The following is a 20,629-nucleotide window of genomic DNA, read 5'->3' as shown; positions in this document are numbered from 1 at the left end:
TTCCCCACCCGCGGGACCACCCCCGAATCGAAGTTCTCATGAGAACCTCCCCGTCCCCGAACCACCCGCGTGACCACCAAGTCGTTGCGAGGGGAGGGAAGTTTTCATGAAAACTTCCCTCTTCCAGGGGACGTGAGTGCGGTCGGTTCGAGGAATGACGAAGTTCCCGTTGGAATTTCGTCATTCCAGGTGGGAGGCGATGTAGTCGGTGACCGTGGTGGGGTCTCCGGGCTTGGCCCAGAGGTAGCCCTGACCGGTCTCGCAACCGATCTCGGCCATCCTGCGGGCCTGCGCCTGCGTCTCGACGCCCTCGGCGGTGACCGTCAGGCCGAGGGTGTGGGCCAGGTCGACGAGGGTGCCGACGATGCGGGCGTCGACGGGATCCGCGCGCTCGGCGTCGCGCAGGCCCTCCATGAACGACCCCGCGATCTTGAGCTCGTGCACCGGGAGGTGCCGCAGGTAGGCGAGGTTGGAGTAGCCGGTGCCGAAGTCGTCGATGGCGATCCGCACACCCATCCGGGACAGCGCGCGCAGCTTGTCCAGCGGCTCGTCGGCGGTCGACATGATCGCGCTCTCGGTCAGCTCCAGCTGCAGCCGGTGCGGGGCGAGCCCGGTCTCCTCCAGGATCTCGGCGACATCCATGACCAGGTTCGGGTCGCGGGACTGCCGGACCGCGAGGTTGACGCTCACGAACGGGGCCTCGTCGCCGAACCGGTCCTGCCACCGCTTGGCCTGCTCGCAGGCCTTCCGCAGCACCCACCTGCCCAGCGGGACGATCAGCCCGGTCTCCTCGGCGAGCCCGATGAACTTGTCCGGACCGAGTCTGCCCAGGTCGGGGTGGCCCCACCGGACCAGGGCCTCGACGCCGACGACGGAGCTGTCGCGCAGCCCGATCAGCGGCTGGTAGTCGACGTAGAACTCCTCGCGCTCCAGAGCGGCGGGCATCGAGGCGGCCAGCCGCAGCCGGGCGACCTCGTTGGCGTTGCGCTCCGGGTCGAACTGCGCCCAGCGGGCCTTGCCGTCGGACTTCGCCCAGTACAGGGTCACGTCGGCGTCGCGCATCAGCTCGGCCGCGGTCTGCCCGGCGACCTCGCGCTCGACGATGCCGATGCTGGCCGAGACGATCAGCTCGTGGCCATCGATGCGGATCGGCTCGTCGACGGCGTCCAGCACCCGGTCGGCGATCTCCACGGCCTGCTCGGTCCCGGCGGAGTTCTGCAGCAGGATGACGAACTCGTCGCCGCCCATCCGCGCGACCAGCCGGTCGTCGCCCTGCACGGCGGCGGCCAGCCGCTCGGCCACGGTGCGCAGCAGGTCGTCGCCGACGTGGTGGCCGAGGCTGTCGTTGATGACCTTGAACCCGTCGAGGTCCATGTAGCACAGCGCGACCCGGTCCCGCGGCCCGTGCCGCTGCAGCACGGACTCCAGCCGGTCGAGGAACAGCGCCCGGTTCGGCAGCGCCGTCAGCGGGTCGTGCATCGCCTGGTACCGGAGGCGTTCCTGCAGCTCGCGGCGGTCGGTGACGTCTTCGATCAGCGCCACCTGGTACAGCGGCTTGCCGTCCTCGTCGCGGATCAGGGACACGAACAGCTCGGTCCACACGGTCTTGCCGCTGGGCCGCGAGAACTGCTTCTCGACGCGGAACTGCTCGCGCTCGCCGCGCAGCAGCTCCTCGTAGAGCTCCCAGGTCCGGTCCGGGTCGGCCGGGTGCACCATGTCGGCGACCTGCATCCGGCGGATGTCGTCGGTGGAGCGGCCCAGGATGCGCGCCAGCGAGCCGTTGACCTCCAGGATCCGGCCCTCGATGTCGGCGATGCCGATGCCGATGGCGGCCTCGGAGAAGATCGCGCGGAAGCGGGCCTCGCTGGTGCGCAGCGCGAGCTCGACGGCGTCGCGGGCGTCGAGCACGGCCTGCCGGATGGCCTCCTGCTCGTCGAGCGTGCGCTTGCGAGCGGCCTGCACGAACCCGGAGCACAGCGCGGCCTGCAGCGCGGCGACCCGGCCGCGCCACACGGGGTCGTCGCCGAGGTGCAGCACGTCGAGGATCTCGCCGCCGATGAGCTCGACGGTGCGCGCCAGCGATTCGGCGCTGGTGAAGTGCACGCCGACGAGGTCGACGCCCACCGCCCGCGCGGGCGAGGCGTCGAACGGCTCACCGATCAGCGCGTCGACCAGCCGGTCGGTGTAGCCCTGCAGACGGCCCTCGACCTCGGCGCTGGTCATCGGGACGTAGCTGGTCCCCATCAACGCCTGCGCCCAGACCGCGGCGAAACGTCGTCGGTCGGTTCGGTTCACCTTGGCGGCCACCTCGTGAGCGCTGGGCACCGGCGCGGTCCAGCCAGTCATGCCTGGGCGCCCTCCACTCGTCGTCCTAGCCCGGGCCGTGTCTCGTCGGAGCATACGACCGGATGAGCTCGGCGGTCGAACATCACGTACGGCGCCCGGAGCAGCCGTCACACCGATGTCGGGCGGCCATCCGCGCTACCGACGCGCACATCACCACTACCGTCCGCGATCGCCTTTCGCCGCGCAACGTTACGGAGAGTTCGATCCCCCCACTGTTAGACGCTCAACCCACCCCCAGAGGTTGCGCTGGCAAGTCTTCGCCAAAACCCCTGCTCGGGTGCCCCGCAGCGGTACGGATTGAGCCGATCCGGTCAAAAGCTAACACAGCATCTCCCGCCCTCGGAAAACGTTCGCCGCGCTTCCGGGGCCCGATGCGCAGCCACCCGACGCGGTCCACGACCGCCCGTGATGCGAGGGAAGATGACGGCACGCGTTCGATCAGCCCTGGTGGTGTCGCTCGTGCTGGTGTGCGCGGCGCTGTCGGCCCCCGTCCGGACGAGCGTCGCCCAGGCGAGTCCGGTCATCACCGACGACGACAACGCGACGCTGGGCTCGCAGATCCGCGAGTTCGAACCGCTCGACCCGCTGCCGCTGCCGGACCTCGACCCGCTGCTGAGCGTGCCCGGCATGGACGTCGCCAGCTACCAGGGGAACGTGGACTGGCCGGCCTGGTACGGGCGGGGGAAGCGGTTCGCCTACGTCAAGGCCACCGAGTCCACCAGCTACACCAACCGGTACTTCCCGCAGCAGTACGACGGCTCCCACGCCGCGGGGATGATCCGCGGCGCCTACCACTTCGCGATCCCCAACGCCTCCAGCGGCGCCGACCAGGCGAACTACTTCGTCGATCACGGCGGCGGCTGGTCCGCCGACGGCCGCACCCTGCCCGGCGCGCTCGACGTGGAGTACAACCCGTACGGCGAGACCTGCTACGGCATGAGCGGTGAGGCGCTGACCGGGTGGATCGAGGACTTCAGCGACACCTACCGCGCCCGCACCGGCCGCCACCCGGTCATCTACACCAGCACCAACTGGTGGACCCGGTGCGGCATCGGCACCTTCGCCGCCACCAACCCCCTCTGGATCGCCCGCTACTCCGACACCCCGGGCGCCCTCCCCACCGGCTGGCTCCTCTGGACCTTCTGGCAGCACACCTCAGATCCCCTGGACCAGGACCACTTCAACGGTCCCCTCCTCGCCCTCCAACTCCTCGCCCGCGGCTGACCCGTCCCCACCCCACGTCAAAAACCGCAACATTCGTCGCGCGAAAACCGCGGTTTTCGACGCGTTGAAAACCCCGGTTTTCGCGGCATGAATGTTGCGGTTTTTGACGGGAGGTGGGTGTGTTGGGTGATCGTTTTCGGGGAGGATCACCGGTGTGGGTGAGCGGAAGGTCGGGTTGGTGGTGACGATCGCGGTGGCGATCGTCGGGTTGTGCGCGGTCAGCGTCGGGTTGCTGGTGTTCGACCCCCGGGTGACCGGGGCGGAGGCGTTGCGGACCGGGGGACTCGCCGCGGGGTCCGTGGTGGCCCTGTACGCGTTGTGGTTGAACGATCGGCGGCGCCGGGTCGAGGAGCAGCGGCAGACGCTGGAGGGCCGGCGGACCGAGCTGGAGCGGGACCGGGTCGCCGACGAGCGCTTCGCGCGGGCCGTCGAGCTGCTGGGGCACGAGACCGACCAGGTCAGAGTGGGTGCGCTGCACGCGCTCGCCGGGCTGGCGCGCAGCAACCCCGACTACGCCCAGACCGTGCTCGACGTCCTCTGCTCCTACCTGCGCCGCCCCTTCCAGCACCCCCGCTACTCGACGTCGCGGGACTGGGCTCCCGAGGACTCCGACGACGCCGAGCGCCAGCTGCAGGTGCGGCTCACCGCGCAGCGCCTGATCACCGACCTGCTGCCGGCGGCCGACGACGCCGACGCGCCGATCTACGACCTCGACCTCACCGGGGCGACGCTGGAGTACTTCGAGCTCTCCGACCGCAAGGTCGGCACCGTGCTGCTGCGCTACGCGCACCTGTTCAGCAGCAACAACCTCAGCCGCAGCACCTTCCACGGCCACGTCTACTTCACCGGCAGCACCTTCGGCACCGGACGGCTCAGCGGCCGGTTCCGCTGCGACGACGCGGTGTTCCACCGCAGGGCGTGGTTCAGCGGAGTGCACTTCGGCGGCCCGGTGCGCTGCGAGCGCAGCACCTTCCGCGGGCCCGCGAAGTTCTCCGACAGCACCTTCACCGACGAGGTCTCGCTGGCCGGTTCGTCCTTCGAGGAGCGAGCGGAGTTCGACGGCGTCGTGTTCACCCGCGCCCCGGACGTCACCGGAACGACGGGGGCCCCGACCGAAGTGGTCGGGGCCCCCGTCGAGTGAAGGATCAGCCGAAGAGCTTCGGCAGCGTGCCCTCCCACGCCTCGCGGAGCTCCGGCAGCGGGATCTCGGTGACGTCCTGGATGTCCAGGGAGTTCGAGCCCGCGTCGGCGACGCCGATCTTGGCCCACGGCAGGCCGCGAGCGGTGCACATGTCGGTGAAGCGCAGCTCCTCCGAGCGCGGCACCGCGACCAGGATCCGGCCGGACGACTCGGAGAACAGCTGGACGAACGGGTCCGCGCCCTCCGGCAGCACCACGCGGGCACCGCACTCGCCGACCAGCGCCGTCTCGACCAGCGCCTGCGCCAGACCGCCCTCGGAGAGGTCGTGCGCGGCGGAGATCATGCCGTCGCGGGAACCCGCCAGCACGATGTCGGCCAGCAGCTTCTCGCGGGCCAGGTCGACCTGCGGCGGCGTGCCGCCGAGGTGGTCGTGCGCCACGCGGGCCCACTCCGAACCGCCGAACTCCTCGCGCGTGTCGCCGAGCAGGATCAGCGTCTCGCCCTCCTCACCGCCGATGCCGGTGGGGATGCGGCGGGTGACGTCGTCGATCGTGCCGAGCACGCCGACGACCGGAGTCGGCAGGATCGCCTGCTGCCCGGTCTGGTTGTAGAAGCTGACATTGCCGCCGGTCACCGGGATGCCCAGCTCGGCGCAGCCGTCGGCGAGACCGCGCACCGCCTGCTGGAACTGCCACATCACGCCCGGGTCCTCCGGCGAACCGAAGTTCAGGCAGTTGGTGACGGCCATCGGCGTGGCGCCGGTGGTGGCCACGTTCCGGTACGCCTCGGCCAGCGCCAGCTGCGCGCCGGTGTACGGGTCGAGCCGGGTGTAGCGGGCGTTGCAGTCGGTGGCGACCGCGATGCCGCGCCCGGTCTCCTCGTCGATGCGCAGCACACCGCCGTCGGACGGCTGGGCCAGCACGGTGTTGCCCCGCACGTAGCGGTCGTACTGGTCGGTGACCCACGCGCGCGAGCACAGGTTCGGGGAGGCGGCCATCGTCAGGATGGTCTCCCGCAGCTCGTCCGGGGTGGACGGGCGCGCCAGCGTGTTCGCGTTGTCGGCGGCGATGAGGTCCTGCTCGCCCGGCCGCTCGACGGGACGCTCGTAGACCGGGCCGTGGTGGGCCACGGTGCGCGGCGGCACGTCCACGACGAGCTCGTTCTGCCAGTAGATCTCCAGGTTCTCGCCGTCGGTGACCTCACCGATGACGTTCGCCGTGACGTCCCACTTCCGGCAGACCGCCATGAACTCGTCCACCTTGGACGGATCCACGACGGCGCACATGCGCTCCTGGGACTCGCTGGAGAGGATCTCCGCGGCGTTCATGCCGGTGGCGCGCAGCGGGACCTGGTCGAGGTCGACGCGCATGCCGCCGTCACCGGCCGCGGCCAGCTCGGAGGTCGCGCAGGACAGCCCGGCACCGCCGAGGTCCTGGATGCCCACGACCAGGCCCGAGTGGTACAGGTCCAGGCAGCACTCGATGAGCACCTTCTCGGCGAACGGGTCGCCGACCTGCACGCTCGGCAGCTTCTTGCGGCCGCCCGCGCTCTCGTCGCCGTCGAAGGTCTCCGAGGCCAGCACGGACACGCCGCCGATGCCGTCGAGACCGGTGCGGGCGCCGAACAGGATGATCTTGTTGCCCTTGCCGGTGGCGTGCGCGAGGTGCAGGTCCTCGGTCTTCATGACGCCCACGCACATGGCGTTGACCAGCGGGTTCCCCGCGTAGGTGTCGTCGAAGACGACCTCGCCGCCGATGTTGGGCAGACCCAGGCAGTTGCCGTATCCGCCGACACCGGCGACCACGCCGGGCAGCACGCGCTTGGTGTCCTCGGCCTCGGCCGGGCCGAAGCGCAGCGGGTCGGCGACGGCGACCGGGCGGGCGCCCATCGCCATGATGTCGCGGACGATGCCGCCGACGCCCGTGGCCGCGCCCTGGTAGGGCTCGACGTAGGACGGGTGGTTGTGGCTCTCCAGCTTGAAGGTCACGGCCCAGCCGTCACCGATGTCGACCACGCCCGCGTTCTCGCCGATGCCGGCGAGCATCTTGGCGCGCATCTCGTCGGTGGTGGTCTCGCCGAAGTACTTCAGGTGGACCTTGGAGGACTTGTAGGAGCAGTGCTCGCTCCACATCACCGAGTACATCGCCAGCTCGGCCTCGGTGGGCCGGCGGCCGAGGATCTCGCGGATCCGCTGGTACTCGTCGTCCTTGAGCCCCAGCTCGCGGTAGGGCTGGTCGACGTCGGGAGACTTCTCGGCCACCCCGACGGAATCGATCTTGTCGGTCACGCTGCCACCAAAGAATCCAGAACGGACAGGAACATGCCGAGGCCGTCGTCGGTGGGCCCGGTCAGCGGGTCGATCGCGTGCTCGGGGTGCGGCATCATGCCGGCGATCCGCCCGCGCGCGTCGGTGATGCCCGCGATGTCGCGCTGCGATCCGTTCGGGTTCTCCCCGGCGTAGCGGAACAGCACGCGACCCTCGCCCTCCAGCTGGTCGAGGACGGCCTGGTCGGCCATGTAGTTGCCCTCGCCGTGCTTGATCGGGATGAGCAGCTCGGCACCGGCGTCGTAGCGCGTGGTCCAGGCGCTGGAGTTGTTCTCCACCTTCAGCCACTGGTCGCGGCACACGTAGTGCAGGCCCGCGTTGCGGGTCAGCACGCCGGGCAGCAGCCCGGACTCGCACAGGATCTGGAAGCCGTTGCACACGCCCAGCACCGGCATCCCCTTGCCCGCGGCGATGATGACCTCGGTCATCACGGGGGCGAACTTGGCGATCGCGCCACAGCGCAGGTAGTCGCCGTAGGAGAAGCCGCCGGGAACGACCACGGCGTCGACGCCCTTGAGGTCGTGGTCGGCGTGCCAGAGCGCGACGGCCTCGCCACCGGCGCGGCGCACCGCCCGGGCGGCGTCGACGTCGTCGAGCGTGCCGGGGAAGGTGATGATCCCGATCTTCGCGCTCACGCTTCCACCCGCCGAACCTCGAAGTCCTCGATCACGGGGTTGGCCAGCAGGGTCTCGGCGATGTTGGCGAGGGTGGCGTCGTCGACGTCGTCGGCGACCTCCAGCTCGAACCGCTTCCCCTGGCGGACTTCGGTGATCCCGTCGAACCCGAGACGGGGCAGCGCGTTGGCCACCGCCTGTCCCTGCGGGTCGAGGATCTCCTGCTTGGGCATGACGTCGACAACGACTCGGGCCACGGGTGCTGCTCCCGGTTTCCGTGCAGATCCGCCGGTCCGGCGGATGGCCAGCAGTACCCGCGCAGCGTACCTGAGCTGCGGGTTCACCCGTCCGCGCAGGGGCCCGACGTGCGTCGCAGCTCACCCGCCGATGGTGACGTGGGACACATGTGGCGGCGTTGGTCCGAACCTCCCGGCGGCCCGGGCGTCTTCAGGTCAGCAACAACAACGTTGACCGCTGAGGGGATTTCGCCATGCGCCGCTTCACGACCGTCCTCGCCGGGGCCGCTCTCGCCGGCCTCGCGCTGACCACCGCGCCCGTCGCCAACGCCACCACCGCAGTCCCGGACGCCGGAAGCGCACCGATCACCGCCACCGCGGCGCAGGGCGTCCCGCTGACCGTCGACCGACCTGTGGTGCACCCGGGCGAGCAGCTGAGGATCCACGTCGAGCACGGGCAGGAGGCGCTGAGCTGGGTCTCGTCCGGCGCCTTCGTCCGCGACTCCGACCACCCGATGGGCGCCGACGAGGGCGTGGCCCACCTGGTCCGCGCGTCCGACGGCAGCACCGACCTGATCGCCACCATCGCCGACGTGGCGCCGGGGCAGTACCAGGTGCACGGCCGCGCGGGCGGCGGCCCGGTTCCGGGGGTCGTGATCACCGTCGAGTGACGACCTGGGACCGGCGAGGCTCGGGGGCTCGCCGGTCCTTCGCGTCGCAGCGGGTGGTGGCAGAGTGGGGCGCGGATTTCGCTCGCCGCTGAGGAGGATTCGCGTGCACATCACCCACTTCGGACACGCGTGCGTGCTGCTGGAGACCGGTTCCGGCCGACTGCTGCTCGACCCGGGCGGGTTCTCGTCCGACTTCGAGGACCTGCGCGACCTGGACGCCGTGCTGATCACCCACCAGCACGCGGACCACCTCGACCTCGCCCGGCTCCCGGCGCTGCTGGAGGCCAACCCCGGCGCCCGGCTGGTCGTCGACCCGGGCAGCGCGGCCGCCGTCGCCGAGAAGGGCCTGACCGCGACCACCGCGAAGCCCGGCGACGCCCTGGAACTGGGCGGATCGTCGATCAACGTCGTCGGCGGGGAGCACGCGGTGATCCACCCGGACATCCCGAACATCGACAACGTCGGCTACCTCGTCGACCACGGCGCCTTCTACCACCCGGGCGACTCGTTCCACGTGCCCGAGCAGCGGATCGACGTCCTCGGCCTGCCGACCGGCGCGCCGTGGCTCAAGCTCTCCGAGGCCGTGGACTTCCTCCGCGCGGTCGCCCCGCGCGCCGCCGTCCCGATCCACGAGGCCGTGCTGGCGATGCCCGCGATGCACTACCGCCGCTTCGAGGAGCTCAGCCCCGCGGAGACCGCGGTCGACGTCCTCCCCCGGGCCACCGCCACCGAGATCTAGGGCCGTCGAGCAGCTCTGGCCATGATCAAGGCCCCTTCCGCCCGGTCAATCATGGCTGGAACCGCCGCTCACCAGACCTCGTGCGGAATCCGCGGCGTCGGGATGCGGTCGGTCTCCGCGCGCACGGTCGCGAACGACGCGTAGGTGACCGGCTCCGCGCCGTGGTGCAGCGCGAGGTCGATCGCGTCCAGGATCGCGTGCCGCACAGCGGGTTTCGCCAACGCCCGGGCCTCCAGCGCGAGCCGCACCGCGCGTCCCCGGCGGGCCGCGCGGCCCGCTCCGAGCACCAGCGCCCGGCACCACCACGGCTCGGCGGCCTCACCCGGGCCGAGGATCCGGATCCGGGACCGCAGCACCTGGCCGGTGCCCAGGTCGCGCACCCCCATCGCGTCCGCGCACACCGCGAAACCGCGCCGCTGAGCGGCGAGGACGGTGCCCGGCGAGGCCAGCCAGCGCGGCGGCACGAAGGTGCGGGTGCGCAGGCCCGCCTGCTCCAGCACCGCCGAGGCGGCCACCAGTCGCAGGCCCGCCTCGTGCGCGGGCAGCCGCGCGGCCGGGGCGAGCCGGGAGCGCAGGCCGGGCGAGACGCGGGCGAAGCCGTGCAGGCTGACCGTGTCCTTCCCGCCCAACCGGTCGGCGACCCAGCGCAGCGTCGGTGACCTGCGGTCACGCGCGTCGAGGTCGGTCGGGCGCGGTGAGATCAGCAGGGACAGCGGGACGGACCGCCGGTCGAGCTCCGCGGCGAAATCCGCGCAGCTGTCCAACGACCGGTGCTCCAGCCCCGACAACGACACCACGAGCGGCGTGCTCACGAGCACCCATTCGGCCTGGCGCGGGTGACCGTTACCTGAAAGCCAGGTGTCGCCCCGGCGCAAATCCGGCGAACCTCCACACCGCAACCATCAAACGCGCAGGCCAGGCCCACCTCCCGACACGCCGCCGGATCCCGCTACCGGGTGAAGCTCCGAATGCCCAGGTCAGGCGCCCGCCGTCAGGAGCCCTGGGGCCAGTCGGCGAAGGAGCGTCCCGTGATGCGCTCGTAGGCCTCGACGTAGCGGTCCCGGGTGGCCGCGACGATGTGGTCCGGCAGCGCGGGCGGCGGGGTGTCGGAGTGCCGGTCCCAGCCGGAGTCCTCCGAGGTCAGCCAGTTGCGGACGAACTGCTTGTCGAACGACGGCTGCACCTTGCCCGCTTCGTAGCCGTCGGCCGGCCAGTAGCGGGACGAGTCCGGGGTCAGCACCTCGTCGCCGAGCACCAGCTCACCGGCGGCGTTGAGGCCGAACTCGAACTTCGTGTCGGCCAGGATCACGCCGCGCTCGCGGGCGTGCTCGGCCGCGCGGGCGTAGACGCGCAGGGTGAGGTCGCGCAGCTCGGCGGCGCGCTCGGCGCCCTCCTGCGCGGCGACGGCCTCGAAGCTCACGTTCTCGTCGTGCTCGCCGATCTCGGCCTTGGTGGCCGGGGTGAAGATCGGCTCCGGGAGGCGGGAGGACTCCACCAGCCCGTCCGGCAGCGACACGCCGCACACCGCGCCGGTGCGCTGGTAGTCGATCAGCCCGGAACCGGTCAGGTAACCGCGGGCGACGCACTCCACCGGCACCATCGTCAGCCGCTTCACCAGCAGCGCGCGGCCGCGCACCTCGGCGGGGATGCGCGGGTCGTCGTGGGCGACCAGGTGGTTCGGCAGCTCGTCGGCCAGCAGCTCGAACCAGAACACGCTCATCGCGGTGAGCACCGCGCCCTTGTCCGGGATCGGCGTGTCCAGCACGTGGTCGTAGGCCGAGATCCGGTCCGAGGCGACCAGCAGCAGGTGTTCGTCATCGACGGCGTGCAGCTGGCGAACCTTGCCTGCCGCGATCTGGGGGTAATCGGCGAGTGCAACCACGACGCGCATTGTCTCCCACCGCAGGTTGGGCGCCCGCACGTGGTGGGATGGAGAGCGGGAGAAGGAGGAGATCGTGACCGACAACTTCACCGACTGGCTGCGCGAGCGCAGCGAACCGGACTGGACCGCGGTCGTGGAGCACCCGTTCACCGACGCGCTGTTCGACGGGTCGATGCCCGACGAGTACATGAGCTCGTACCTGGTGCAGGACTACCAGTTCGTCGACGACTTCCTGGCGCTGCTCGGCGCCGCCGTCGCCCGGGCCGACCGGTACGAGTCGCGGCTGAAGCTGGCCGGCAGCATCGCGGTGGTCACCAGCGAGGAGAACACCTACTTCCAGCGGTCCTTCGAGGCGCTGGGCATCGTCGAGTCCGACCGGGTCGACCCGGAGCTGGACCCGGCGACGGTGGCGTTCCGCGACCTGATGCGCGACACCAGGGACAACGGCGGCTACGCCGAGATCCTCACGGTGCTCACCGTCGCCGAGTGGACCTACCAGGAGTGGGCCGTGCGAGCCCCGGCGAAGCCGGACAACTTCGTGCACGCCGAGTGGATCGACCTGCACGCCAACCCGGACTTCCAGGAGTGGGTGACCTGGTTGCGCTCCGAGCTCGACCGCATCGGCGCCGACCTCGACGAGCGGGATCGGGCCCGCTGCCTGCGGCTCTTCCAGCAGGCCACGAAGTGCGAGATCGACTTCTTCAACGCCCACTGGGACTGAGCCCCTCGGAGTCGCACGATTTCGATGGAAGTCGTGTTCCCGATCTCCATCGAAATCGTGCGACCACCTGGGCGTCAGAGGATGTCGCTCGGGGCGTAGGCCGCGGCCTCGGGGTACTGGGTGGCGACCTTCTCGATGGCCGCGACGACGTCGCCGACCTGGGCCGAGGCCGCACCGGTGAAGGCGAGGCGGTCGGCCAGCAGGGCCTCCAGCTGGTCGCGGTCGAGCGGCAGGCGCTCGTCGGCGGCGAGGCGGTCGAGCAGGTCGTTGCGCTCGGCGCCCCGCTCGCGCATGTCCAGCGCCACCGCGACGGCGTTCTCCTTGATCGCCTCGTGCGCGACCTCCCGGCCCACGCCCGCGCGCACCGCGCCCATCAGCACCTTCGTGGTGGCCAGGAACGGCAGGTAGCGGTCCAGCTCGCGGGAGATGACGGCCGGGAACGCGCCGAACTCGTCGAGCACCGTCAGGAACGTCTCCAGCAGGCCGTCGAAGGCGAAGAACGCGTCCGGCAGCGCCACCCGGCGCACCACCGAGCAGGACACGTCGCCCTCGTTCCACTGGTCACCGGCCAGCTCCCCGCTCATCGACAGGTAGCCGCGCAGGATCACGGCGAGGCCGTTGACGCGCTCGCAGGAGCGGGTGTTCATCTTGTGCGGCATGGCGCTGGAACCGACCTGGCCGGGCTTGAAGCCCTCGGTGACCAGCTCGTGCCCGGCCATCAGCCGGATCGTCTTGGCGACGCTGGAGGGCGCGGCGGCCAGCTGCGTCAGCAGGCTCAGCACCTCGAAGTCCAGCGAGCGCGGGTAGACCTGGCCGACGCTGGTCAGCGTGCTGCCGAAGCCCAGGTGACCGGCGACGCGGCGCTCCAGCTCGGCGAGCTTTGCGGTGTCGCCGCCGAGCAGGTCGAGCATGTCCTGCGCGGTGCCGACCGGGCCCTTGATGCCGCGCAGCGGGTACCGGTCGAGGAGCTCCTCGAGGCGCCGGAACGCCACCAGCAGCTCGTCGGCGGCGGTGGCGAAGCGCTTGCCCAGCGTCGTGGCCTGCGCGGCGACGTTGTGCGAACGACCGGCCATGACCAGCTCGGCGTTCTCGCCCGCGAGCTTGCCCAGGCGCGCGAGCACGGCGACGGTCCGGTCGCGCACGTGCTCCAGGCTGCGGCGGACCTGCAGCTGCTCGACGTTCTCGGTCAGGTCCCGCGAGGTCATGCCCTTGTGGATCTGCTCGTGACCGGCCAGCGCGTTGAACTCCTCGATCCGCGCCTTCACGTCGTGCCTGGTCACGCGCTCGCGCGCGGCGATGGAGTCGAGGTCGACCTGCTCCAGCACCCGCTCGTAGTCGGCCACGGCCTGCTCCGGGACCTCGATGCCGAGGTCGGCCTGGGCGCGCAGCACGGCCAGCCAGAGGCGCCGCTCAAGAACGATCTTGTGCTGCGGCGACCACAGCTCGACCAGCTCCGGAGAGGCATAACGACCGGCGAGAACATTCGGGATGCTGGGCTTCTCAGTCACGCGCCCAGGATAATTGAACCGAAACCTTCACCCGTTCTGCGTAGCGGTGCGGGTGGGGGAACCTGAGCGGCTCCGCGGACTCCGCGCGCCACTCCTGATGCATGCCGATGCACGGCGTCGCGGCGTGCTCGCCGCGAAGCCGCTCAGAACCCCCGGCGGTGCGGGCTGCGAGGGTGGGGGAAGAGAAAGCACCTCCGGTGCTCATGCCCTGGTCAGAGCCCCGAGGCCCAGGCCGGGGAGTCCGCGGGGACGAACTCCGGTGAAACCGGGACGAAGTCGGGGTACTTCTGGCCCGCGCCCGTGTTGAAGAGGACGACCCGGTCGGTGTCGGTGACCGCTCCGGTGTCGCGGAGCCTGCGCAGCGCGGCCAGGGTCGCCGCCCCTTCGGGCGCCGGGTAGATGCCCTCGGAGGCGGCGAGTTCGCGGGTGGCCTCGCGCATCTCGTCCTCGCTCACCGACACCGCCGTGCCGCCGGAATCGCGGACCGCGTCGAGGATCAGGTAGTCGCCGACGGCGACCGGGACCCGCAGGCCGCTGGCGTCGGTGGTGGCGTCCTCCCAGCGCGGCGCGTGCCGTTCGCCCTGGTCGTGGGCCCGGACGATCGGGGCGCACCCCTCGGCCTGGACGACGACCATGCGCGGGCGCTTCTCCCCGATCCAGCCGAGCTCGGTCATCTCGGCGAAGGCCTTCCACATGCCGACCAGCCCGGTGCCGCCGCCGGTCGGGTAGATCACCACGTCCGGCAGCTCCCAGCCCAGCTGCTCGGCGAGCTCGTAGCCCAGCGTCTTCTTGCCCTCCACGCGGTAGGGCTCCTTGAGGGTGGAGACGTCGAACCAGCCGCGCGCCTCCGACGTCGTGCGCACCAGGCGTCCCGCGTCGTCGATCAGGCCGTCGACCAGCCACGTGTCCGCGCCCGAGACGACGGCCTCGACCTGGTTGATGCGCGGGCAGTCCTCGGGCATCACCACCCCGGCGGCGAGCCCGGCGCGAGCGGCGTAGGCGGCCAGCGCGCCCCCGGCGTTGCCGGCCGACGGCGCGGCGACGGCCTTCGCACCCAGCTCTCGGGCCCGGGACACGGCGGCGGACATGCCGCGCGCCTTGAAGCTGCCCGTCGGGTTCTGCCCCTCGTCCTTGATCCGCACGTCGCCGAGGCCCAGCCGCGCCGACAGCCGGGGCGCGGGCAGCAGCGGCGTGAAGCCCTCGCCGAGGGTGACGACGTGGTCGGCGTCCCGGATCGGCAGCACCTCCCGGTACCGCCACATCGACGGCTCCCGCGCGAGCAGGTCCGACGGGCGCAGCGCGACCTTCGCCAGGTCGTAGCGCGGGTAGAGCACCTTGCCGCAGTCCGCGCACAGCCGGTGCGGCTCGTCGGCGTCGAAGGTCCGCCCGCAGGCGGTGCACTCGAGGTGGGACAGGCTGCTGCCGGTGGGGTTCGCCATGATCGCATCCTGACCCGCCGCACCCGCCCGGTCCAGCCCGGTTCACCCGCTGGAAATTCGGTCGCCGGGAGTGTTGATCATCGCTAACGTCGGTGCTCGTGACCAGGAACGGCGCGGTGCGCTTCCTCGTCGGCCTGCTCGCCCGGCGTCCCGGCCTGGTGTCGCTGGCGGCCGTGTCCGGAGCGCTGTGGATGCTGCCGACGGCGGTGCTGCCGCTCGTCGTCGGCCTCGCCGTCGACGAGGGGATCCGAGCCGGTGACACCGGTGCCCTGCTGCGCTGGGCGCTGGTCGTGCTGGTGCTCGGCCTGGTGCAGATGCTGGCCGCCACGGCGGTGAACTGGGCGTCGCACACGCTGTGGATCCACGGCACCGCCGACGCCCAGCGGTTCGTGCTGGAGCAGGTGATCCGGCTCGGCGGCGCGCTGCCGCGCAAGGTCAAGGCCGGTGAGGTCGTCACGATGGGCGCCTCGGACGTGTTCAAGATCGGCGAGCTGTTCGAGAACCTGGGCCGCGCGGTCGGCGCGCTGCTGGCCTTCGTCGGCGGGACCGCGCTGGTGCTGTGGATCTCGCCCCCGCTGGGCCTGGTGGTGCTGATCGGCGTGCCGCTGGCGGTGCTGGGCATCGGACCGCTGCTGCGGCCGCTGCACCGCCGCGAGCAGGTGCAGCGCGACGAGCTGGGCGAACTCGGCGCGCAGGCCGCCGACATCGTCTCCGGCCTGCGGATCCTGCGCGGCATCGGCGGTGAGCGGAGGTTCTTCGCGCGCTTCGCCGAGACCGGGCAGCGGGTCCGGGAGGCCGGAGTCGCGACCGGGCGGATCGACGCCTGGCTGGGCGGCGCCGAGGTGCTGCTGCCCGGTCTGGTCACGGTGCTGGTGACCTGGCTGGGAGCCCGGATGGCGCTGGCCGGGTCGATCACCGTCGGCGAGCTGGTGACCTTCTACGGGGTCTCCGCGTTCCTGGTGATCCCGGTGCGCACGGCCACCGAGACCGCCTACGCGTTCGCCTCCGCGCGCATCGCCGCCGGACGCGCCACCGCGCTCGGCCGCGTCGAGGTCGAGCCCGCACCCCCGGCCGACCCGGTTCCGCTGCCGGAGGGCCCGTTGGGCCTGGTCGACGACGAGGTCGAGGTTCCGGCCGGGCAGCTGGTGGTGATCGACGCCGGGGATCGCGGCGAGGCCGTGGCCGAGCGGCTGGCGGGCTCGGCCGTGGCAGGCGGGGTCCGGTTGGCCGACGTCGACCCGGACGAGCGGCACCGCCGCGTCGTGCTCGCCCACAACCAGGACCTGCTGTTCGCCGGGGACGTGCACGACGCCGTCGACCTGGGCGCCGGGGTCGGGTTCGACACCGCCATCCGCGCGGCCGACGCCTCCGACGTGCTCGCCGCGCTCCCGCCGGACGGACTGCTCGACGAGCGCGCCCGGTTGCTCTCCGGCGGCCAGCGGCAGCGGTTGCTGCTGGCCAGAGCGTTGAGCGCGGACGCCGACGTGCTGGTCCTCGACGACCCGACCTCGGCCGTCGACGCGCACACCGAGGCCCGCATCGCCGACCGAGTCCGCGCGCTGCGCGCCGGGCGCACCACCGTCGTGCTCAGCCAGAGCCCGCTGTGGTCGGCCGTCGCCGACCGGCACGTGATCTTGGGGGACCAGTGATCTTGGGGGAACCGTGAAGCTGCCGCTGGCCGACGGCGCCGCGCTGCGCCGCCACCTGCGCGCGACCGCGCGCGCCCACCGACGGCGGTTCCTGATCACCACGGCGCTGTACGCGCTGGCCACCTCCGTCGGACTGCTCGGACCGCAGCTGCTCGGCGTGCTCGTCGACTCCGTGCAGGCCGGGGCCGAGGTGCTCCGCATCGACCTGCTGGCCGGGGCGTTCCTGCTGGTCCTGATCGTGCAGGCGCTGCTGGCCCGGGCCGCGCGGCTGCGCGCGATGCTGCTCGGCGAACAGCTGCTGGCCGAGGCCAGGGAGGACGTCGTCGAGCACGCCCTGGCGCTGCCGCTGGGCGCGGTGGAGGCCGCGGGCACCGGTGACCTGCTCAGCAGGGCCACCACCGACGTCGACCGGCTCGACTTCACCATCCGCAACGCGCTGCCGGAGATCTCGGCGGCGCTGATCGCCATCGCGCTCACCACGACCGCGATGGTGCTGTCCTCGCCCCTGCTGGCCTGCGGGATGCTCGTCGCCGTGCCGCTGCTGGTGCTGAGCACCCGCTGGTACTACCCGCGCTCGCTGCCGGTCGTGCAGGAGGTCATGGAGCGCTGGTCGGACGTGCAGGCGGGCACGCACGAATCGGTGGAGGGAGCCCGCACGATCGCCGCGCTGCGGCTCGGCGGGCGGCGCACCGCGCGCAACGAGCGCGTGCTGGGCGCGGCGGTCGCCGCGGAGGAGCGGCACCGCTCGCTGCTGACGGTGTGGCTGCCGTGCCTGGAGCTGTCCTACGTGCTGCCGGTCGCCGCGATCCTGCTGCTCGGCGGCTGGGCGCACGCCACCGGCGCGGCCGAGCTGGGCACGATCGTCGCGGTCGTGCTCTACGCCCAGTCGCTGTCGGCGCCGCTGGACGAGCTGTTCATGTGGCTGGAGGAGCTGCAGGTCGGCGGCACGGCGCTGCAACGGGTCCTGGGCGTCTCGCAGGTCCCGGTGGATCGGCCCCGCGACCCGGCACCGCCGTCCGACGGCCGCGACCTGGTGGTGCGCGACCTGCGGTTCTCCTACCGGCCGGAGCGCGAGGTGCTGCACGGCATCGACCTGGTCGTGCCCGCCGGGCAGCGGCTGGCGATCGTGGGCCCGTCCGGCGCGGGCAAGTCCACTCTGGGCCGGCTGATCGCCGGGACCGGCCGCCCGGACTCGGGGTCGGTGGCCTTCGGCGGCACCGAGGTCTCGGCGCTGCCCACCGAGGCGCTGCGCCGCGAGGTGGTGCTGCTGACCCAGGAGCAGCACGTCTTCGCCTGCTCCCTGCGCGACAACCTCGCGCTGCTGGACCGGGACACCGGCGACGCGGAGCTGCTCGACGCGCTCGCCGCCGTCGGCCTGCGCGACTGGGTGCGCGGCCTCAACGACGGGCTGGACACGCGGCTCGGCGCCGGTGGGCTCGCGGTGCCCGCGGCCCGCGCGCAGCAGCTGGCGCTGGCCCGGGTGCTGCTCGCCGACCCGCGCGCGGTGGTGCTCGACGAGGCGACGTCGCTGCTGGACAACAGCACCTCGCGGGATCTGGAGCGCGCGCTGGCCGGGCTGCTGGCGGGCCGCACGGTCATCGCCATCGCGCACCGGTTGCACACCGCGCGCACGGCCGAGCGGATCGCGGTGCTGGACGAGGGCCGGATCGTGGAGCTGGGCGATCACGACGAGCTGATGGCGGCGGGCGGTTCGTACGCGGAGTTGTACCGGGCCGCCCAGATCTGAACCGCCCAGAACCGATCCCATCAGGATCGAACTCGAATGTCGAGGTCAATCGCTCATTCGGCGAATTCGCCTTTTGCGCTCGATCAGGTGTGGGAATCTGGACTGATACAACGGCGCGACCATATCGTTGGCCCAAGCATTCGCGGCTTGTGCACAGGAACGGGAGCGGATGAGCATCAACAGGTTCGCCGAGGACCGGCAGGACGCTTTCTGGATAGTCGGCACTGGTCAGACCCTTCGGCACGCGACGACGATGCGACCAGGCGCGGTATATTCCGGCCAGGTGGTACCGGCGCTCTGCGAGCACGAGGTCAAAATCCCGCAACCCACTCCGCTCGGACGAGAACCGCAGACGAAGAACATCGCCGAGAAATGTCTCGACTGCGAACAACTGATCGCCGACGGGAATTTCGCGGAAATCACCTGGGATTTCTGACGCGAAAGCACGGTCGCGGTTCGCGCGGCGTCCGGTTCAGCGTTCTTGCACGCGCATCAGGACTGCTGGGGATCAGGACAGCTGGGCGCGCAACATCCTGCGCGCGGCGCCCCGCGGGTCCGGGTCCGATTCGATGAGCGCGTTGACCACCGCGCCGTCCACCAGCGCGACCAGCTCGGTGAGCCGCTCCGCTGGGACCTCCATGTCGCTGCGGCGGAAGATCTCCGCGAGCAGCTGCTGCAGCTCGGCGGCCATCTCCCGCATCAGCGGCGTGAGGTACGGGCGGCGCGGCGAACCCACCAGGCGCTCGTAGCGCAGCAGCACCGGTTCGACGCCGCCGTCGCGGGAGTCGACGCCGAGCAGCAGGTCCAGCAGCAGCTCGATCACGGTGTCGGTGCTGCGCGGCTGCGCGGACAGGTCGGCGAGCCGGGCGTGCCCGGCGGCCAGCTCCTCCCGGCCGTTGTGCTCGACGGCCGCGCTGATCAGGTCTTCCAGCGAGGAGAAGTAGTAGGTCGTCGAGGCCAGCGGGAGCCCGGCGCGCTCGGCCACGGCCCGGTGCCGGACCGCGTCGAACCCGCCCTCGACGAGCAGCTGCGCCGCAGCCGTCACCAACGCCTGCCGCCGCCGCTCTCCCTTGGGTGTGCTGGCCGCTGTCATGACACGCGATCCTATGCCGAGTCCGCATTGTCGCTTTGGCTGCCGCCGCCGCGGATGAGCACGACCCCGGTGACCAGTCAGAACCGGGCGGCGAGGTCGCCCGCGACGTGCGCCAGCCGGGTGCCGAACGGCGCCGCCGGCGAGCCCTGCTCGGGTTCGCTGACCACCACGACGAGCTTGCCGCTGCGCGCCTTGCGCACCGACTGCTGCGCCCCGTCGGGACGCTGCACGTCGCCCGGCGCGGACTGGCCCGCCTGCGCGGTGCCCGCCGGGCTGACCAGCACCGTCACCCGGCCCGCCGCGGAACCGTCGCGCAGCGGGAACGCCGCCGCCTTGGCCCCGGTCGGGCACGACAGCACCGAGGTCGGCGTGGTGCCGCCCGCCTCGGGCAGCGTCACCTCGACGGCCTCGACCAGACCCGGGTCGGGCTTGCAGCCCCCCGAACGCGGCGTGATCCCGGTGGACTCGATCTGCGGCCCCGGCGCCGCCGTCAGCGGTACCGCCGGAGGCGGGCTCGCCGCGGTGTCCGTCGAGGACGTGAACCAGCCGGAGCCCACGCCGATCCCGCCGACCAGCACGGCGGCGGCCACCGCCGTGCCGCCGACGGTGGCGGTCACCCGGCGCCGGGCCGTGATCCGGCGCGACGCGGTCGCGACATCACCTTCGTCGAACGACGCCGGCGGAACGGTTCGCACCGAGTCACGGAAAAGCTCTTCGAGCTTGCGCTCGTCCAACCCGCACCCCCTTCACGCGGACCTCAGATCCCCGAGCTCGTCTCCCAGCGCCTCCCGCAATGTCGCCAACCCCCGGGCGCACTGACTCTTCACGGTTCCTTCGCTGCAGCGCATGACGGCCGCGACCCCTGCCACGTCCAGCCCCTCCAGGAAGCGCAGGACCAGCACGGCGCGCTGCTTCGGCGGCACCTGGCGCAGACCGGCTATCAGGGTCTGCCTGGTGGACACCGAGTCGTCCACGTCCGGGTCGTCGACCGGACTGTCGGGCAGAGTCTCGGCGGCCCTCTCCCGTCGCCAGGGCCGCCGCGACTCGTCGATCACCGCGCGGGTGAGGGTCCGGCGCACGTAGGCGTCGAGCGCGCCCTTGTCCCGGACCTTCCGCCAGTGACGGTGCAGGGCGATGAACGCGGTCTGGGCGAGATCGTCCGCGCGGTGCCAGTCGCCGCACATCATGTACGCCATCCGACGCACCGCCTCCCGCCGAGCCACGAAGTACTCCGCGAACTCCTGCTCTTCGCGCTGGTCCACGCGGAACTCTCCGCTCGTTCGTTGCCTGCAC

At 71.8% G+C, this 20,629-nt stretch carries 19 protein-coding genes; 8 read left to right on the top strand and 11 right to left on the bottom strand.

The annotated features are described in order from the left end of the window. Positions 1 to 180 precede the first annotated feature (180 nt). Positions 181 to 2,346: a putative bifunctional diguanylate cyclase/phosphodiesterase gene (locus REH65_RS18430; protein ID WP_406688453.1), complete on the bottom strand. Its 2,166-nt coding sequence runs from the start codon at positions 2,344 to 2,346 to the stop codon at positions 181 to 183. 420 nt (positions 2,347 to 2,766) lie between these two features. Between REH65_RS18430 and REH65_RS18425 the strand changes: the two genes are divergently transcribed. After that, positions 2,767 to 3,570: a lysozyme gene (locus REH65_RS18425; RefSeq protein WP_406688452.1), complete on the top strand. Its 804-nt coding sequence runs from the start codon at positions 2,767 to 2,769 to the stop codon at positions 3,568 to 3,570. A 154-nt stretch (positions 3,571 to 3,724) separates the two neighbouring features. Continuing rightward, a complete protein-coding gene (locus tag REH65_RS18420) occupies positions 3,725 to 4,711 on the top strand; it encodes a pentapeptide repeat-containing protein (RefSeq protein ID WP_406688451.1) in 987 nt (328 codons plus the stop codon). A 4-nt stretch (positions 4,712 to 4,715) separates the two neighbouring features. On the opposite strand, the gene purL is transcribed toward REH65_RS18420, so the two are convergent. The 3 genes from purL to purS are packed head-to-tail and all read right to left on the bottom strand — an operon-like array spanning position 4,716 to position 7,908. Continuing rightward, a complete protein-coding gene (gene purL, locus REH65_RS18415) occupies positions 4,716 to 6,998 on the bottom strand; it encodes a phosphoribosylformylglycinamidine synthase subunit PurL (RefSeq protein ID WP_281458620.1) in 2,283 nt (760 codons plus the stop codon). Beyond that, complete coding sequence (gene purQ, locus REH65_RS18410) at positions 6,995 to 7,672, bottom strand: phosphoribosylformylglycinamidine synthase subunit PurQ (protein WP_406688450.1); 678 nt, start codon at positions 7,670 to 7,672, stop codon at positions 6,995 to 6,997. Before purQ ends, purL begins: the two co-directional genes overlap by 4 nt. Continuing rightward, complete coding sequence (purS, locus tag REH65_RS18405; protein WP_093419957.1) at positions 7,669 to 7,908, bottom strand: phosphoribosylformylglycinamidine synthase subunit PurS; 240 nt, start codon at positions 7,906 to 7,908, stop codon at positions 7,669 to 7,671. Before purS ends, purQ begins: the two co-directional genes overlap by 4 nt. A gap of 233 nt (positions 7,909 to 8,141) precedes the next feature. On the opposite strand from purS, the gene REH65_RS18400 reads away from it, so the two are divergent. Both REH65_RS18400 and REH65_RS18395 read left to right on the top strand, forming a co-directional pair. After that, positions 8,142 to 8,558, top strand: a complete 417-nt coding sequence (locus tag REH65_RS18400; RefSeq protein ID WP_406688449.1) for a hypothetical protein — start codon at positions 8,142 to 8,144, stop codon at positions 8,556 to 8,558. Positions 8,559 to 8,661: 103 nt separating this feature from the next. Beyond that, positions 8,662 to 9,297, top strand: coding sequence for an MBL fold metallo-hydrolase (locus REH65_RS18395; protein ID WP_406688448.1), 636 nt, complete (start codon positions 8,662 to 8,664; stop codon positions 9,295 to 9,297). A gap of 68 nt (positions 9,298 to 9,365) precedes the next feature. On the opposite strand, the gene REH65_RS18390 is transcribed toward REH65_RS18395, so the two are convergent. Continuing rightward, on the bottom strand, positions 9,366 to 10,109 hold the full coding sequence (locus REH65_RS18390; RefSeq protein WP_406688447.1) for a DUF2334 domain-containing protein: 744 nt from the start codon (positions 10,107 to 10,109) through the stop codon (positions 9,366 to 9,368). Between the two features lie 179 nt (positions 10,110 to 10,288). Further along, positions 10,289 to 11,179: a phosphoribosylaminoimidazolesuccinocarboxamide synthase gene (locus REH65_RS18385; protein WP_281458615.1), complete on the bottom strand. Its 891-nt coding sequence runs from the start codon at positions 11,177 to 11,179 to the stop codon at positions 10,289 to 10,291. 73 nt (positions 11,180 to 11,252) lie between these two features. Here REH65_RS18385 and REH65_RS18380 point away from each other — a divergent pair, with 73 nt between their 5' ends. Beyond that, positions 11,253 to 11,900, top strand: coding sequence for a TenA family protein (locus tag REH65_RS18380; protein ID WP_281458614.1), 648 nt, complete (start codon positions 11,253 to 11,255; stop codon positions 11,898 to 11,900). 74 nt (positions 11,901 to 11,974) lie between these two features. Here the strand turns inward: REH65_RS18380 and purB are convergent, their stop codons facing one another. Together purB and REH65_RS18370 are read right to left on the bottom strand one after the other, a co-directional pair. After that, on the bottom strand, positions 11,975 to 13,408 hold the full coding sequence (gene purB, locus REH65_RS18375) for an adenylosuccinate lyase (RefSeq protein ID WP_406688446.1): 1,434 nt from the start codon (positions 13,406 to 13,408) through the stop codon (positions 11,975 to 11,977). 212 nt (positions 13,409 to 13,620) lie between these two features. Continuing rightward, positions 13,621 to 14,847, bottom strand: coding sequence for a threonine synthase (locus tag REH65_RS18370; protein WP_406688445.1), 1,227 nt, complete (start codon positions 14,845 to 14,847; stop codon positions 13,621 to 13,623). A gap of 98 nt (positions 14,848 to 14,945) precedes the next feature. Here REH65_RS18370 and REH65_RS18365 point away from each other — a divergent pair, with 98 nt between their 5' ends. The 3 genes from REH65_RS18365 to REH65_RS18355 all read left to right on the top strand — a co-directional run bounded on the left by REH65_RS18365 (position 14,946) and on the right by REH65_RS18355 (position 18,679). Beyond that, entirely contained in the window at positions 14,946 to 16,496 is a 1,551-nt protein-coding gene (locus REH65_RS18365) for an ABC transporter transmembrane domain-containing protein (RefSeq protein ID WP_406688444.1), read from the top strand. Between the two features lie 13 nt (positions 16,497 to 16,509). Next, a complete protein-coding gene (locus REH65_RS18360; RefSeq protein WP_406688443.1) occupies positions 16,510 to 18,243 on the top strand; it encodes an ABC transporter ATP-binding protein in 1,734 nt (577 codons plus the stop codon). Between the two features lie 169 nt (positions 18,244 to 18,412). Further along, positions 18,413 to 18,679 carry a hypothetical protein gene (locus REH65_RS18355; protein WP_281458609.1) on the top strand — a complete coding sequence of 89 codons (267 nt, stop codon included), beginning with the start codon at positions 18,413 to 18,415 and terminating at the stop codon, positions 18,677 to 18,679. A gap of 72 nt (positions 18,680 to 18,751) precedes the next feature. On the opposite strand, the gene REH65_RS18350 is transcribed toward REH65_RS18355, so the two are convergent. The 3 genes from REH65_RS18350 to REH65_RS18340 form a co-directional block, all read right to left on the bottom strand. Continuing rightward, entirely contained in the window at positions 18,752 to 19,336 is a 585-nt protein-coding gene (locus REH65_RS18350) for a TetR/AcrR family transcriptional regulator (protein WP_281458608.1), read from the bottom strand. 77 nt (positions 19,337 to 19,413) lie between these two features. Continuing rightward, positions 19,414 to 20,031, bottom strand: a complete 618-nt coding sequence (locus REH65_RS18345) for a hypothetical protein (RefSeq protein WP_406688442.1) — start codon at positions 20,029 to 20,031, stop codon at positions 19,414 to 19,416. A 51-nt stretch (positions 20,032 to 20,082) separates the two neighbouring features. Then, on the bottom strand, positions 20,083 to 20,598 hold the full coding sequence (locus REH65_RS18340; protein ID WP_093419930.1) for a SigE family RNA polymerase sigma factor: 516 nt from the start codon (positions 20,596 to 20,598) through the stop codon (positions 20,083 to 20,085). Between the last annotated feature and the right edge of the window lie 31 nt (positions 20,599 to 20,629).

This window comes from Saccharopolyspora sp. ID03-671 (genome assembly GCF_045278815.1).
In the GTDB taxonomy this organism is placed as follows: domain Bacteria; phylum Actinomycetota; class Actinomycetes; order Mycobacteriales; family Pseudonocardiaceae; genus Saccharopolyspora; species Saccharopolyspora ipomoeae.
This window is presented reverse-complemented; position numbering and strand designations above follow the sequence as displayed.